The sequence below is a fragment of the Acidianus sp. HS-5 genome, assembly GCF_021655615.1.
GTDB lineage: Archaea > Thermoproteota > Thermoprotei_A > Sulfolobales > Sulfolobaceae > Acidianus.
Genome location: NZ_AP025245.1, coordinates 1408325 through 1421939, shown reverse-complemented (window position 1 = coordinate 1421939; position 13615 = coordinate 1408325). Strand labels below are relative to the sequence as shown.

Below are 13615 nucleotides of genomic sequence, written 5' to 3'. Positions count from 1 at the left end.
TCTATTCCCGTCTGTCTCTACACTCTCATTTCAATCATTTTATCTTCAATCTGGTGTAGGGACTTAGCCCTCAACCACCTACCCAATTTTACGGTAGGTGGGTCATGGGACTCCTTCGAGCCTAACGGCATTAGGCTCACATGTCCAGCCCTCCTCAAGAGGTTATACAGAGCTACTACGTCCCTGTGCCACAGTTCTCCCCCTTTCTCACACCTACCCACCCTTAGAGCAGGGCTCCCATTGGGCGGGTAGAGAACCTTACAGCCATGTACTGGGCATGTGGAAGAAGTATATGCTGGGTTGACCAAAATCACTGGAACACCGAACTCCCTAGCTTTCTCTATAATCTGCCCCTTTACAGAAGAAAATGCAGAACGATAAATCCTCAACCTAAGTTGAGGATCCCTCACGTCCTTAATCATATGCTCTGGAGTATTTCTTGGTAAGTCCTCCAAGACTATGGCACTCCTACTTTCCAACGCTTCCTTAACGATTAGCTTAGCAAACTTCCTCCTAACGTCTACCTTCTTATCCCTCTCCCTCAATTTCCTTAACTTCCTCTTCGTATCCCTATCCTTAGTAGAGTTACCAGTAGTAATTTTCCTCCTCTTGTACTCATAACCGAGAGTGGTCTTCTTCGTCATAGTCTCTAAAAGTACTGGTTTCCCGTGAACTAGGAGTGATATAGCGTTTTCATTTAAGTCTACTGGGATAATGCCTTGGGGAGTGTAAGTTTTTTGCTCGTCCTTCTTAAAGATCATGTAGAGTTCCACAACATTACCCTTTAATAACTTAAACCTAGCCTCACTTGCAACCCTCCAACTGCTATTGTAGTACCTCCAGAATATTTTAGGGAAGAGTGGAGATAGAGAAACCTTACCATGTTTTGTAGCTATCGAGACTTTATTAAGGCTGAACTTCCACAAGTGGTCATCTAAGTGTACTGTCACTCTCCTTATCGACGGTCTGTTAGTATAAGCCCTGCTTCTCTTCTTCATTTTCTCAAAACTGCCCAACCTTTCACTGGCGTCCTCACAAGCCGTGTAAATATAGTGTGACGGTAAATCCACGTGTTTCTCCCTCTCAGTCCTATAAATCCCAGCCTTTATCCTAGTGAAGGAGGTAGTTTTGTTTGTATGCCCATAATTTACTGCCTCTTCTAGAACCTCCTTATACTCCTCCTCTACCTCTTTCAGCTTCTTGTAGGTCTCGTAGTCCACTTTAACCCTCAGCTTTACTGTCCTCTCCATTTAACTCACCAATCAATTTTTTTACGCCCTGTACGAACAACGTCTTCTTGTGGCTCCTCATTCCATAAATTTTTCCAGCAAATGAGGTTATGATGGAGATCAGGTCTTCTACGAGTTCTCGTGTGTCCTTAGGCTCTTCGCCAAAAACTACCTCTATCCTGACTCCCATTGCTGAGAAGAACTCCTCCAAGTATTCAAAGCTGAACTTGGTCAGTCTGTCCTTGTATGTTATTAACACGATGTCTATACTTCTGCTCTCGACTAGTTTGAACAGCTTTAGCAGTCCCTTCCTCTGCGTATTTAACCCACTAGCAACGTCTTTTAACGCTTCAACTACTTTGTAACCCTTCGCTGTCGCGTAATTTGTTAAGTAGTTTATTTGTCTCTCCAAATCCTCCTTTTGGTCAGTCGATGATACCCTAGCGTAAATTACTGCCCTACTCTCCTCCCTCCTCTCCAAGTACTTCTTTACCTCGTTGTAGGGTATCCTATACTTCCCACCTTCAGTCATTACTGCCCTAATCTTGCCTTCCCTAATCCACCTCAAGAGTGTTGAGTATGAAATTCCTAACAGTTGGCAAGCCTCCTTAGGTCTTAACAGCCTCTCCACGAATTTAGTTAGAAATAAATGAACATAAAAAGATTTCTATCAACATAAAAAAGGATTCAGCCCTAACTCTTGCAGGTATTAATTCATCAATTGCAGAATTTATTGCAGAATACTCTCCTCCTACTCCTAAACCAGTTATAGTCCTAAATAATGCAATTGATAAGAAATTCCAAGAGAAAGCTGAGGCTACAGTACCTGCAATATACGTTCCTAAGGTCACCATGAATAGTCTTTTCCTTCCGAACCTATCTGTTAAGTAGGAGAAGCTCCTACAACTGCTCCTATTAGATAAGCTGTACCTAAAAATCCTACATCGAAATCTGTGAGGTGTAATGTACAAGGCTTCACTAAAACGTCACCAATAACTCCTACTATAGTTACTTCAAGACCATCTAAAATCCAGGTTATTCCTAATGCTATTACAACTAATACGTGCCAAGGAGACCAAGGTAATCTGTAGAGCCTAAAAGGTACGTTAGAATGTATCCTTTTTTCTTCCGTCATAAAAAACACTCTTTATCATTATGTATTTCGTTTTACTTAAACCTTTCTTGGAAATATGAGCAGTATAAGTATGTTAAGTAAAATTTTACATTATAATGGTGAATATATACTTCTAGAAATGTTTACATAACTTTCAATTAGCCTTAGAAAATGAGTAGAACTTATTTAGCTCTTAAAGAAATTATTAATATGATCTAAAAATATTAAATTAAAAATTTAATAAGACCTTTTAACGTTAGTAGATCCTCCGAGTATTGAGAATAGTGTAGCTATAACTATTATTATTGCAGAAACGAGAAAAGCAAAATGCAGACCATTAACAAATGCATTACTAACGTTACCATCAAGAACGTTAGTTCCTAGAAATATTTCAAAGGCAACTTGCCTGGGTATTACCAAAGTTGCTACGGTAATTGTCATAACATAACTCAACGCAGTACCTATACTGCCTAAAGTCCTTGAAATTCCAGATATAGAACCGTAGTACTCTTTAGGAGCAGAGAACATTACAGCAGTAGCATTAGAAGGCCAGAACATTGCAGAGCCTATTCCAGTCACTGCAGTTATTCCTAGAATTATGCAATAAGGAGTTATAGGTGTTAAATCAAAGTAATAGATCATGAGAGAAGCAAAGATGAATATTAATCCTATCCCTGCTAGTAATCCGGGCTTTCCTCTGTCAGCTACTCTTCCCATGAAAGGAGCTAGCACGCTTGCGACAACGTAGCCTGGAGTTAAAAGAAGAGATGACTGTAATGGAGTCAATCCTCTAACTCCTTGTAAGTACATTATGAGCAAAAAGGTTATTGACAGTGCACCTATTCCTTGGAATAAACTTGCTAGCAAAGAGAAAGACAGAAGCCTTATTCTAAACACCTTAAGGTTAATTATTGGAGAATGAACTCTGCTTTCATTAAATACGAAGAGAGGTAATAGAGCTATCCCAGCAATTATTTCTTCAATGTCAGTAGAGTTAACTCCTACTCCTGCTATCATCATTGCACCTACTGAGATTAAAGCTAATGATACACCTAAAATTGCAGAACCTGTCAGGTCAAGCTTATTCTTTATAACACGGGAGTCCCTTATTTCTCTCAAGCCAAGAATTACTGACGCTATGCCTATAGGTACGTTAATGTAGAATATGAACCTCCAACCCAAGAAGGTAGTAAGCACTCCTCCAAGCACTATACCAAGTAATGCGCCAACGTTCCAACCTAAGGAGGTTATTCCGTAAGCTTTCCCTCTAGCATTAGGAGGAAAGACGTCAGCAATTATTGCGTATGAGTTTGCAGTAAGTAGAGCTCCTCCAATTGCTTGAATTACTCTGAAGGAAATTAGCAAACACACGTTAGGAGAAATACCTGCTAATGCTGAGGCTGTTGTAAACAGTATAAATCCTGCATTGTATATCTTTCCTCTGCCTATTAAATCTCCTATCCTCCCAGCTTGTGTAGATAGAACTGCCAAGACTATTAAGTAAGCCAATAATACCCATATTGATGAGAATAGGTTCGTATGAAGGCAGAGCGTTATTGTAGGTAAAGCTAAAAGTACAATTGTTGTATCTACTGCTGCCATTAAAGTTCCTAATGATAATACTAAAAGTATAATTTTCTGGTTCATAGTTAACAATGTTAAAGAAGTTAATTTAAGGTTAACTAATAATTCGGCACCATACTTCTGACTAAATACTAAATCAGCTTTTTACTTCCTTTTTCTCATATAATGTGTGAACCTTAAAGATTACTTAGAGAAACTTAAGTCCTTTAACTGGAAGGACTATAACTTATATTACGTAGTTCTATTCGGTTCACTGGCTAAGAAAGGTGAAGGTAACGACGTTGATATTGCAGTAGAATTTAAAAAGAAGGACGTAAGCCTTGAAGACTACATGAAATTGTGGAAAGATCTCTCTGATTACTTAGATACTGAAAAGATTGACTTAGTTATGATAAACGACGACACCGACTGCTACCTGATTCATGAAGTGTTTAACTACGGATTAATTCTTTATAAAGAAGCCTGGTCTATTGCACACAGGAGGGCTGTAGTTTGTGAGGACTTTTTAATAGATGCTAAGAAACTTGATTTAGTAGGGAGGGAAGTGAGGGCAGTGATGAAGAAATGGCAATCTTAGACAGACTACTTGAGAACCTTAAAGATTATACTGATAAACTTGACGAAGCAAACAATGTAGATTTAGATAACCGGTTTAACCTATTTGCAGTGTTACATTTACTTCAAGTCCAAGCTAGAGCTTTCATCGACTTAGCTCAAACCCTTTTATCTAACATGGGAGTTTCAACTCAAGGATATAGAGAGTCAATTAGAAAACTTTTCGAGAATAACTTGCTGACAGCTGAGGAAAGGGACTTCCTAATTTCAGTAGTGAGATTTAGGAACATAATTGTACACGAGTACGCCACGGTTAACCCAATTTTTATCAAGAAGATAATGGAAAATAAAGAGTACAGAAAAATCCTAGAAATTGCGTATAAATTAAGGGAAAGGGCTAAAGCTTACTGGGATTGCTAAACTTAGGCGATTCACTGACCCATTGTGTATTATAATAAGAGAGAAAGAGATTTTCAATTAAATTATCATACAGCGTTTGACGAATATGATCGTAATATTTTCTCTTAAATTATAGAAACAAAGCGAATTCATAAAGAAAATCTGAATTACCCTTAAACTTTCTTCTCTAACTTACTAAAGATAGACCTTATCTGCCTCTCCAACCTACTTAACCTATCCTCTATATCGTCGTAATCGTCATAAAAACCGTAAAGCCCTCCAATTCTTCCGAACAATACTTCCCCAAGGTTTTCAAATACTGGTTTATTTCCTTTCTTAACTACCTTGTAAAGCTTCTGTACCCTACTAATTCCTATCGGTAAAATCATTATTCCTCCTTCCCTAAGTTGTTCGTAAGGCTTACACAGGAGAGTGGGAGATGAAGCCCAGACTATTACCCTATCATAAGGTCTTTCTTCCTCATAACCTAGAGTCCCATCGCCCAGAACTAGCTTTACGTTACTGTAAGAGGAAAGAAGCTTAGAGGAGTAATTATGCATTTTCTCGTTTATCTCGACGCTAACAATCTTATCAACAATTTCCGCAATTAATGCAGTATAATATCCTATTCCAGTACCTATTTCCAAAACCTTCTGCTCATTGTGAAGGTCGAGCTCATCAAGCATGTAAATTCCTAAACTTAAAGCTGTAGTATTTATTCCGGGCAAAATAGGGAGTGCCTCATCAACGTGAGTGTAAGCATAATCCTTCAAGTTCTCTGGTAAGAATAATGACCTATCAACTTTTTTGAATGCTTCTAGAAGTTCTCTGTTTTTTATCTTCTTTGCAATTTCCTCTTTCATAAGTGAAAATGGGGAAATAAAGTATTAATCTTGTCGAGAGAATTTACTGTATGCAGTTAGGTTTTATATCAAACCAGAGGATTTCCGCAATTATTCAAGGAACTTCAATAGTCTGGTTTCCGGTACCTAAGTTTGACTCGCCATCAATATTTACAAAACTCTTGGATGAAGATGGAGGAGAGTTCTCAATAGTCCCGGAGAAAGTTTCCCTAGGTATTAAACAATATTATGAACACCCCCTAGTGCTAACTACTGAAGTTAGCACTGAAAAAGGATTGCTTAAAATTACCGATTTATTGCCTTTAGGAGAAACTGTAATAATAAGGAAAGTAGAGAGCGAAATCCCCTTTAAAGTAGTTTTTAAACCTTTCTTTAAGTATGCTCTTTATAGGCCTATAGTATTGAAGGACAGTTTCATTAACTCCAAGGGAAGGGACTGCATAGGTTTCCTCTATAAATGGGACGGAAAAGTTAAGAGAGAAGGATCGTTTACTTGGAGATTTTCTGAAGGAAAAGGATTCTTAATAGCTAATTATTCAACAGACAAAGAACACGGAGCTTTCAGCGAAAGAGGAAAGTCCCTAAGGCTGGATTTTGAAAAACCTTTCGAGAATACTATAAAATATTGGGAAAGCTTTGAAGTAAAGTCTAAAGCATTTGAAGACCTTTACAGATCTTCAGTTTACGTACTCTTAGGGTCAATTTATTCCCCTTCCGGAGCTTCAATTGCTGCGCCAACAACTTCCTTACCAGAAGCTGTAGGAGGGTCGAGAAACTGGGATTACCGCTTTGCCTGGGTAAGGGATTCTTCAATAACTGCTGAAGCTTTAATTAATGCAGGGTTCATTATAGAAGCTAGGAGAATAATCAATTTTCTCCTCTCCTTAGTTAATTTCACTTCTAAGCCGTTCTATTATCCTTTGTACACGGTGGAAGGAACTATACCTCCTCCTGAAGTTAAATTAATGTGGTTATCCGGATATAAGAACTCAAGGCCGGTTAGGATAGGAAATGCGGCATCAAAACAAATACAACTCGACGTTGAAGGGTTCTTCTTAAATGCAGTCTACAAGTACTTTGAGAAGACCGGAGATAGTGTATTAATAAAGGATGTGTTTGATAAGGTTGAACATATTGCAGACTGGGTTTCCGAAAATTGGCTAATGAAAGACTCAGGAATATGGGAGGATAGAGGAGAACCTCAACACTATACTCATTCTAAAATAATGATGTGGGTCGCTTTGGACAGAGCAGGGAAGCTTGCGGAATATATAGGCAAGGAAGATAGGTGGAAGGAAAGTAGAGAGTCGTTAAGGAAATGGATTTTAGAAAACTGCGTAGCAAATGGCTATTTTGCAAGATTTGCGGGAAGTGAGGATATAGACTCATCCATACTTTCAGCCCCTCTATACGGTTTTGTAAGCGAGAAAGACGAACTGTTCTTGAATACATTATCAAAGATTGAAAAGGAACTTAAGGTAGGAAACTTCGTCAAAAGATATAAGACAGACTTCATGGGAGAGGCTAAGCATCCGTTCCTTTTAACTACACTTTGGTTAGCCAGAGTTTACGTAAGGTTAGGGAAAATTGAGGAGGCAAAGAAGATCCTTTCGAGTATAGAGGAGATTTCCGACAGTCTGAAGCTTGTAGGAGAGCATGTAGATGTTGAGAAGAAGGAATTTACTGGTAACTTCCCGCAAGTGTTTGTCCATGCAGAAATAGTTAACCTAATAAAGGAAATTGAGGAAAGTACAAAGGCATAACTTACAACCATCTATTAAGAACGCAACATTCCAAGAACCTTCTCAAGCAATTCTCCCCTTAATGAATCCCTATTTTCCTCAGTTAGGATATAAGTCTCTCCTTCAAGCTTAATACTCCTATGTACTACAGCAATTAAGGGCTTTTCCGCCTTTAAAACTTCATTTATAAAATCCCTTACAGAGGGAATTGATAACTCCATGGGACCGATTTCATCAATTGCTATAACCTGAGCAGTTGGAAGAGAGTTCTTAACCTCTTTCACAACTTCTTCAGCCTCTTCTTGCACAGCGTATTTTCCTACCTTTATTTTACCTTCACCTAATTTAGCCAACCAACCATCTTTTCCTGAAGGAATGCTGACTATTTTAAAACCTACCCTTTTACCTCCTTCCCTAACTTCTGGGCAATAAAATCCTACGACCTTATACCCTCTCCTCACCAATTCATTAACTAAAAACTTAAGGAGGGTAGTTTTCCCTACTCCCGGTCTACCGGTAATAAAAATTCTCTTCACAACTTAAAATAAAGGAATAAAGTTTAAGATTATTTGCTTCTATTACTTTATATGAAGATCCAAGAAATAGAACCTATCGTATTAACTTCTAAGGAAAAGGGAGGAGCTACATGGGCTTCTACAATGATAGTAGTTAAAGTAACTACTTCCAACGGTGCAGTAGGTTACGGTGAAGCAGTACCAACGCTGAGGATAATTTCAGTATATAATGCAATAAAACAAGTTTCAAAGGCCTTCATAGGTAAGGAAGTTGAGGAAGTAGAAAAGAATTACCACGAGTGGTACAGGCAGGACTTTTATTTAGCTAGGTCTTTTGAGTCAGCAACTGCAACTTCTGCAATAGACATTGCCTCATGGGATATTTTAGGTAAAGAGCTTGGTGCACCTATTTACAAGCTTTTAGGAGGGAAATTTAGAGACAAAGTTTTAGTTTACGCAAACGGTTGGTATTCCGACTGCGTTACTCCTGACGATTTTGCTACAAAAGCTAAAGAAATAGTAAAGATGGGTTACAAAGGATTGAAGTTTGATCCATTTGGTCAATACTACGACTGGATAGATGAAAAAGGATTGAGAGAGGCAGAAGAGAGAGTTAAAGCAGTTAGAGAAGCAGTAGGTGATGAAGTTTACATAATGATTGAACACCACGGAAGGTTTAACGCTAACTCCTCTATAAAAATTGCGCATGTCCTGGAAAAATACAACCCACTCTTTATGGAAGAACCAGTACACCACGAGGACATTGAAGGTTATAAAAAGTACAGATCTTCAACTAAAGTTACCGTGGCTTTGGGAGAGAGGTTAATAAGCCTTAAGGAGGCAATGTTCTACATTGATAATAGATTAGCTGATGTTTTACAACCGGATATTACAAACATAGGAGGAGTTACTATAGCGAGAAAAGTAGTTACATTAGCTGAGGCAAATGACGTTGAAATTGCATTCCACAACGCCTTCGGTTCAATACAGAACGCTGTTTCAGTTCAACTTAGTGCAGTAATTCCTAACCTTCTAATTTTGGAAAACTTCTACGACTGGTTCCCGCAATGGAAGAGGGATTTAGTTTATAACGGAACTCCAGTAGAAGACGGCTACGTTAAGGTTCCAGATAAGCCTGGCATAGGAGTTGACGTTAATGAGAAGCTCGTTGAGGAGCTAAAAGCTGAACCTATTCCTCTTGACGTTGTAGAAGAACCAGTATGGGTAGTTAAGAACACTTGGAGGGGATACTGATGGATATTATAGTTCCCATCTTAACTCCTTTTAATGAGAAAGGGGAAATTGACGGAGAAAAGGTAAAGACTCACGTTGAGAATTTGCTTAAGAAAGGGATTGACGTAATTTTCGTTAACGGAACTACTGGAGTAGGTCCTGCATTATCAAAGGATGAGAAGAAGAAAATGCTCGACCTAGCTTTAGACGTTACTAACAAGGTTATATTCCAGGTTGGATCTCTTAACATGAATGAAGTCCTTGATCTGGTGAAATACGCCAATGAGAGGGATATGATTGCTGTTGCTTCTTACCCGCCGTACTATTTTTCAATTCCAAAGGAATTTATAGTAAAATACTTTAAGGAAATATGCGAAGTTAGTAAACATTCTGTTTACCTTTACAACTATCCGGGAGCTACCGGAAAAGACGTTGACGTAAATCTAGTTAAGGAAATTGGCTGTATAGCAGGAGTTAAGGACACGAACCCTGATTTTGCCCACACAATAAAATATAAAGAATTGGGAATAAAGACTTATAACGGACTGGAGAACCTTGCAATTGCTTCTTTTAGTGTCCTAGACGGCACAGTAGTAGGTGCAGGTAATTATATGCCTGAGTTATTCTCTCAATTGAGAGAATATGTAAAGGCAGGAGATGTGAAGAAGGCCGTAGAACTTCAACTAAAAATTGATAAGATTGACGAAACTACGATACCTTACGGTAAGATTTCCTCAATGTATTACTTGGTGAGGGAACTTCAAGGCTATGACGTAGGATTACCTAGACCTCCAATGTTTCCGTTGGAAGAGAATAGAGTAAAGGAACTTGTCGAAAAAGTTAGAAATATATGGAGTTCGTGAATGCTAAGCTTGAGTCTATCTAAGATCTTTATAATTTAAACTGTCAAACTATTATTAACTTTAGTTATTGTTAAAAACTACTTTTTATATATTATTTTTCAAACATTATAGATTTTGTTAGTTAAACTGTTTTATCATTAAGTAAGTTTTAAGGTATTCTGCATGAGACCATAATAATGGCATTACCGAAAGAGGTTCTCCGTTAAAAGGATTTAACTGCTCTGGCAATAACCCTGAGAACGAATGCTTTTCAGACCAGGTTAACAATTCCTTTGCTTTTGATATATCTTTCTTCTTAATGTAATACTGAGCTAACCATATTGTAGTTATTATCCAAGGATTCCCTGGAATTTCGTTATAATTCCCTTCAACTCTTTGGTAATAATCATTCTCATACCTAGCTAATCCGCCTACGTTCTTAACCCACAGCTTTTTCATAACCTCATTAACGCTACTATCAACAACCGGATCATTAACGTCAAAAACGTCAAAAGTAATTATTCCTAAAATACTAGATTCTACAGTCTTATCTACAGAAGTTACCTTACCGTCATCTATATTAATAAATTTGTAAAATATTCCCCTTTCTTTATCAAACATGTAAGTCTTTAATGAATTCTTTACTTCTTCTGCAACATCGTTCCACTTTTTAGCGTTCTCTTCATCGCCTAGAACGTTAGCAAAATTACTAGCAGCCTTTAATCCTGCGTATACTGACGCTACGGTGTAAGTGTGAACGCCAAGTTTTTCCTCCCAAAGATCAAAACTCTCTAATGGTAATTTTAATTTTTCATCCCTAAAACTAGACATGAAATTTGCTGCATCTCTAATTATATGATAAGTATCCTTAAGTAAATCATAATCCTTGGTCTTTACAAAGTAATTCCAGAAAGCCCATATTACAGTCGCAGTCTCATCTTCTTGAATATTAAATGAGTTTTTAGTTCTTGCAGTCCAAGGATGCCAAGTGCTCCCCCATGTCCCGTCAGGGTTATATTTCTGGAATAAATATCCACCACTAAATAATTTATGAAATACAAGATCATAGAACTTTCTGGTAAAAGACGAGTATCCTGCCATATCCAGGACGTAAGCAGTTAATGCTGCATCCCTAGGCCATATATAAGCATAAGTATCTAGATTAAACTTTAGTATATCAGTATCTAAAGAAGCCGGAATTGCGCCGTTATCTCCTACATGCCCTAGCATTATGGCTAAGCTATTTTTAGCTAAGTAATCAGGCAACCAAGAAGTTATAGAATCCCAATAAAATTTATTCTTCTTATAATGAAACTCCACGTTCTCCTTAATTTCGTTATAAGTCTTAACTACGTCGCTGAAACTATTACCTGCTATTATAAAATAATAAAATGAAGGATAAGCAATAGAAACAGCTGAAGACACTGAACCTTGTGCTATAGGATTCTTATTCAAAACTCCGTCTTCACAGTCATCCAACACTGCTTTCTGATCTCTTCTACCTGTAGTATACTCGTACAAATTATGAGAAGAACCTATTAAGAACCATGTATTATCTTTATAATGAATAATAGCATCTAACCCTGGGTCATAAAATGCAGTATCTCCAATTTCATTTCCGTTTAACTTAAAATCGTGGTAAAATATTGTTCTTACGTATCCTTGACCTTCGACGTCTACTTTCCTTATTATTGCACTGTGAGAAAATATTGCGACATCAGAGAACTTTATTTTTAAGCCATCCCAGTTAATTTCCGCGTTAACTATCAAATTATCCATGTAAATTTTCTTATCCTTAATTTGGTCTATCCACGTAAACTTTCCATCATGCCATATTCCTATCTTAAAGTATCCTCCTACTGAATGATTATATTGCCCTAAATAAGGATAATAAAGTTCTCTAATGTAGAAGTTATTATCATATAATGCAGCGATATTACCATTAGACGTAAAGCCTAATCTCATAATTTAATAAAAGATGAAAGAGTTAATTAACTTTTAGTTAAATTGAAACCATTAATAAGCCAAAATAACTGCATATAACTAAAGAGCATAGAAAGATGGAGATAAGAATAGAGTTAATAAGCTAAAATTATACCTTATTAACTATGTTAATTTCTTTTCTCAATTTTTTATTCAATTTATCTTATTCAGTATACTGCACTAATTTCTCGTAAGTTTTATTCACTATACTGCATAAGCTTATAAAGATTCAGGGAAATTTTTTACTATGAACGAAATTAAACAGGTGCTAATTGACCAGAAGAGTAGGTTAGAGAGAAAATTTGAAAAAGAAAAGATTATAGAAAGAGATGTTCCTGATTTAAAAAAATACATTTCTCAACCTAACGTTTTGGCTATTCTAGGAGTAAGGAGAAGCGGAAAGTCCACATTGGCTGAAATGATACTGAGAGGAGAAAACTTTGGTTACGTTAACTTTGACGATGACAGGCTTGCTAACGTAAAAGTCGAAGACTTACATAATATCGAAAAGGCAATTTACGAGCTTTTTGGCGACGTTAATTATTTCCTCTTTGACGAAATTCAAAACGTTCCAGGTTGGGAATTATTCGTAAACAGATTAAGGGAAGATGGTAAAAAGATAATCATAACCGGAAGTAATTCTAAGCTACTTTCTGGAGAGCTAGTTACAGCGTTAACTGGAAGGCATATTAATTTCACTTTATTTCCCTTTTCTTTCCATGAATATCTCAAATTTAAAGGAGTGAAGCTAGAAAGAATCGGTAATGTTTACTCCTCAAGATCTGAGGCTCAAATTAAGAGGGAACTTGAGAATTATATTAAAGTTGGTGGATTTCCCGAAGTTTTAAAAATATCCGAGGACTTCATTTTCTCAATTTTCTCTGACATCGTATATAAAGACATAGTAGAAAGGTTAAAGATTAAGAGGATAGAACTCTTTAAAGCCTTTGCCGTTAGCGTAATAAAGTACTACGCTAACGAGATTTCATTATCCAGGTTATCAAAAACGTTAAAGCTAAGTAATAATACTGTGGAAGAGTGGTTTAACGGGTTAATTAACGCTTATGTAATACTGACTTCAGAGAGGTTTACAGACAAGCCTAGAGAAGGATTAGTGTCACCAAAGAAAGTTTACGTTGTTGACCCAGGATTTATTTCTTCAATAGCGCTAGACAGCTCAAAAGGAAGGATCATGGAAAACCTTGTAGCTTTACACTTGGCTAGAATGGGTGAAAGGCTCTTTTACTTAAAGGGGAGAGATTACGAGGTCGATTTTGTAACTAATAATAAAGCAATACAAGTAACTTACGCTTCTGGAAAAGACGAGATTAATAAGAGAGAAATTGAAGGATTAAAGAAAATAGAATCCAAGGAGAAGGTAGTTATAACTTGGGATTATGAAGACGAAATTAATAAGATAAAGTTCATCCCTATTTGGAAATTTTTATTGAGTAGTTCTCCTAGCTTTACTTAGGTAACCTTAAACGTTGGATAACAATTTTTCATTGCTAAATTTATCAAGAGTTTGGTAAGTTAATATATTATTATATTCTAAA

At 37.0% G+C, this 13615-nt stretch carries 14 protein-coding genes; 6 read left to right on the top strand and 8 right to left on the bottom strand.

The genetic code is table 11. From position 1 onward, the window contains the following. Positions 1–17: 17 nt before the first annotated feature. The 5 genes from HS5_RS07680 to HS5_RS07660 form a co-directional block, all read right to left on the bottom strand. On the bottom strand, positions 18–1250 hold the full coding sequence (locus tag HS5_RS07680) for a transposase (RefSeq protein ID WP_236750696.1): 1233 nt from the start codon (positions 1248–1250) through the stop codon (positions 18–20). Then, the gene (locus HS5_RS07675) at positions 1222–1860 is read right to left on the bottom strand and encodes an IS607 family transposase (RefSeq protein ID WP_236750695.1); all 639 of its coding nucleotides are present in this window, start codon (positions 1858–1860) and stop codon (positions 1222–1224) included. Before HS5_RS07675 ends, HS5_RS07680 begins: the two co-directional genes overlap by 29 nt. A 4-nt stretch (positions 1861–1864) precedes the next feature. Beyond that, positions 1865–2083: a hypothetical protein gene (locus HS5_RS07670; RefSeq protein ID WP_236750693.1), complete on the bottom strand. Its 219-nt coding sequence runs from the start codon at positions 2081–2083 to the stop codon at positions 1865–1867. A gap of 29 nt (positions 2084–2112) precedes the next feature. Next, positions 2113–2364, bottom strand: coding sequence for a hypothetical protein (locus HS5_RS07665; protein ID WP_236750692.1), 252 nt, complete (start codon positions 2362–2364; stop codon positions 2113–2115). Positions 2365–2580: 216 nt separating this feature from the next. Beyond that, entirely contained in the window at positions 2581–3990 is a 1410-nt protein-coding gene (locus tag HS5_RS07660; RefSeq protein WP_236750691.1) for an MFS transporter, read from the bottom strand. Positions 3991–4096: 106 nt separating this feature from the next. Here HS5_RS07660 and HS5_RS07655 point away from each other — a divergent pair, with 106 nt between their 5' ends. Together HS5_RS07655 and HS5_RS07650 are read left to right on the top strand one after the other, a co-directional pair. Further along, entirely contained in the window at positions 4097–4504 is a 408-nt protein-coding gene (locus HS5_RS07655) for a nucleotidyltransferase domain-containing protein (protein ID WP_236750690.1), read from the top strand. Then, positions 4492–4902 carry a HepT-like ribonuclease domain-containing protein gene (locus HS5_RS07650; protein ID WP_236750689.1) on the top strand — a complete coding sequence of 137 codons (411 nt, stop codon included), beginning with the start codon at positions 4492–4494 and terminating at the stop codon, positions 4900–4902. The genes HS5_RS07655 and HS5_RS07650 overlap by 13 nt, the downstream gene beginning before the upstream one ends. A gap of 152 nt (positions 4903–5054) precedes the next feature. On the opposite strand, the gene HS5_RS07645 is transcribed toward HS5_RS07650, so the two are convergent. Beyond that, a complete protein-coding gene (locus HS5_RS07645; RefSeq protein ID WP_236750688.1) occupies positions 5055–5744 on the bottom strand; it encodes a protein-L-isoaspartate O-methyltransferase in 690 nt (229 codons plus the stop codon). 50 nt (positions 5745–5794) lie between these two features. Here HS5_RS07645 and treH1 point away from each other — a divergent pair, with 50 nt between their 5' ends. Then, positions 5795–7507 carry an alpha,alpha-trehalase TreH1 gene (treH1, locus tag HS5_RS07640; RefSeq protein ID WP_236750686.1) on the top strand — a complete coding sequence of 571 codons (1713 nt, stop codon included), beginning with the start codon at positions 5795–5797 and terminating at the stop codon, positions 7505–7507. 14 nt (positions 7508–7521) lie between these two features. On the opposite strand, the gene HS5_RS07635 is transcribed toward treH1, so the two are convergent. Then, a complete protein-coding gene (locus HS5_RS07635; RefSeq protein WP_236750684.1) occupies positions 7522–8022 on the bottom strand; it encodes an NTPase in 501 nt (166 codons plus the stop codon). Between the two features lie 51 nt (positions 8023–8073). Between HS5_RS07635 and HS5_RS07630 the strand changes: the two genes are divergently transcribed. Both HS5_RS07630 and HS5_RS07625 read left to right on the top strand, forming a co-directional pair. Continuing rightward, entirely contained in the window at positions 8074–9255 is a 1182-nt protein-coding gene (locus tag HS5_RS07630; protein WP_236750682.1) for a mandelate racemase/muconate lactonizing enzyme family protein, read from the top strand. Continuing rightward, entirely contained in the window at positions 9255–10097 is an 843-nt protein-coding gene (locus HS5_RS07625; protein ID WP_236750680.1) for a bifunctional 2-dehydro-3-deoxy-phosphogluconate/2-dehydro-3-deoxy-6-phosphogalactonate aldolase, read from the top strand. Before HS5_RS07630 ends, HS5_RS07625 begins: the two co-directional genes overlap by 1 nt. A 117-nt stretch (positions 10098–10214) precedes the next feature. Here the strand turns inward: HS5_RS07625 and HS5_RS07620 are convergent, their stop codons facing one another. Next, the gene (locus tag HS5_RS07620; RefSeq protein WP_236750679.1) at positions 10215–12041 is read right to left on the bottom strand and encodes a glycoside hydrolase family 15 protein; all 1827 of its coding nucleotides are present in this window, start codon (positions 12039–12041) and stop codon (positions 10215–10217) included. A gap of 265 nt (positions 12042–12306) precedes the next feature. On the opposite strand from HS5_RS07620, the gene HS5_RS07615 reads away from it, so the two are divergent. Continuing rightward, complete coding sequence (locus HS5_RS07615) at positions 12307–13533, top strand: ATP-binding protein (RefSeq protein WP_236750677.1); 1227 nt, start codon at positions 12307–12309, stop codon at positions 13531–13533. Positions 13534–13615 lie beyond the last annotated feature (82 nt).

Coding starts and splice junctions, on each gene's coding strand:
- HS5_RS07665 (WP_236750692.1), bottom strand. CDS start 2,364: ATGACGGAAGAAAAAAGGATACATTCTAACGTACCTTTTAGGCTCTAC.
- HS5_RS07645 (WP_236750688.1), bottom strand. CDS start 5,744: ATGAAAGAGGAAATTGCAAAGAAGATAAAAAACAGAGAACTTCTAGAA.
- HS5_RS07625 (WP_236750680.1), top strand. CDS start 9,255: ATGGATATTATAGTTCCCATCTTAACTCCTTTTAATGAGAAAGGGGAA.
- treH1 (WP_236750686.1), top strand. CDS start 5,795: ATGCAGTTAGGTTTTATATCAAACCAGAGGATTTCCGCAATTATTCAA.
- HS5_RS07660 (WP_236750691.1), bottom strand. CDS start 3,990: ATGAACCAGAAAATTATACTTTTAGTATTATCATTAGGAACTTTAATG.
- HS5_RS07680 (WP_236750696.1), bottom strand. CDS start 1,250: ATGGAGAGGACAGTAAAGCTGAGGGTTAAAGTGGACTACGAGACCTAC.
- HS5_RS07630 (WP_236750682.1), top strand. CDS start 8,074: ATGAAGATCCAAGAAATAGAACCTATCGTATTAACTTCTAAGGAAAAG.
- HS5_RS07670 (WP_236750693.1), bottom strand. CDS start 2,083: ATGGTGACCTTAGGAACGTATATTGCAGGTACTGTAGCCTCAGCTTTC.
- HS5_RS07650 (WP_236750689.1), top strand. CDS start 4,492: ATGGCAATCTTAGACAGACTACTTGAGAACCTTAAAGATTATACTGAT.
- HS5_RS07620 (WP_236750679.1), bottom strand. CDS start 12,041: ATGAGATTAGGCTTTACGTCTAATGGTAATATCGCTGCATTATATGAT.
- HS5_RS07615 (WP_236750677.1), top strand. CDS start 12,307: ATGAACGAAATTAAACAGGTGCTAATTGACCAGAAGAGTAGGTTAGAG.